This is a genomic window from Streptomyces alkaliphilus (assembly GCF_014141535.1).
In the GTDB taxonomy this organism is placed as follows: Bacteria; Actinomycetota; Actinomycetes; order Streptomycetales; family Streptomycetaceae; genus Streptomyces; species Streptomyces alkaliphilus.
This window is the reverse complement of the sequence record NZ_VKHT01001493.1, coordinates 1-847: the sequence shown is the minus strand read 5'-3', so window position 1 is coordinate 847 and position 847 is coordinate 1. Positions and strand designations below refer to the sequence as shown.

Sequence of the window (847 nt, the reverse complement as noted above, 5' to 3'; positions counted from 1 at the left end):
GGAGAGGGTCGGGCCGGTTCGGGGCCGGGGCCGTGCGCACGCCGAATGCCGGCGATCGGGCCGGATCAGGCCGCCGGCACGACCTCGGGGGGACCCCGACGGGAGACCGGGTCACCGGCCGGGCGCCCGGTCGACGGAAGGACCCGGAACGGTGTCCGGGCCGGCGGGGCGGACACGCCGGCGTCGGCCGGCAGCGGGACCCGCAGCAGCGTCCGCGCCAGGCTCAGCGGACGGAAACCGGCGGCCACGGCGGCGGTGAACAACCGGGCCAGGGCCGCCTCACCGCAGCGCAACCACGCGGCGGCACCCAGACCGATGCCGACGTGCACCGTCAGCAGGATCCACGGGGCCGCCGGGTGCACGGCGGTCTCGGCCCCCGCCGCCCAGCGGGCGAGGGGGGTGCCCAGTTCGCCGCCCGCGCACATCAGGTCGATGCCGGCCAGGCGCAGCGGCCCGCCGAGCGTGGCGCCGGCCGCCTGCCCGTGCTGCTCGAAGCAGGCCACCTGACCGCTGGTGAACAGCGCGTCGGCGGACAGTTCCAGCGGCACCAGCAGGGCGGCGATCCGCAGGAAGCCGCGCTCCCGCCCGGCCAGCAGCCAGACGAGGAGGAAGACGGCCAGGGCGACCCCGACGACCGTGCCGACCGGCAGCGGCCGGCCGGTGAGCAGCACGTGCGCACCGATGGACGGCGCGAGGCACATCGCGGTGAAGACCGCGGCGCGCACGCTGCGTATACCGGTGTCGGAGGCGTCCATCGAGGCGAGTGTGCCATGCCGAGTCGAAACGGGCCGGCCCCCCTGCGGGAGCGGTAGGGTCGGAAGCCCACCGGCGTTCCCCCCTCCCGGCC

Annotated in this window: 1 protein-coding gene; it reads right to left on the bottom strand. The window is 77.2% G+C overall.

Annotated features, from left to right (window positions below; translation table 11 throughout):
* Nucleotides 1-65: 65 nt before the first annotated feature.
* Complete coding sequence (locus FNQ90_RS25285) at nucleotides 66-755, bottom strand: hypothetical protein (protein ID WP_407699447.1); 690 nt, start codon at nucleotides 753-755, stop codon at nucleotides 66-68.
* Between the last annotated feature and the right edge of the window lie 92 nt (nucleotides 756-847).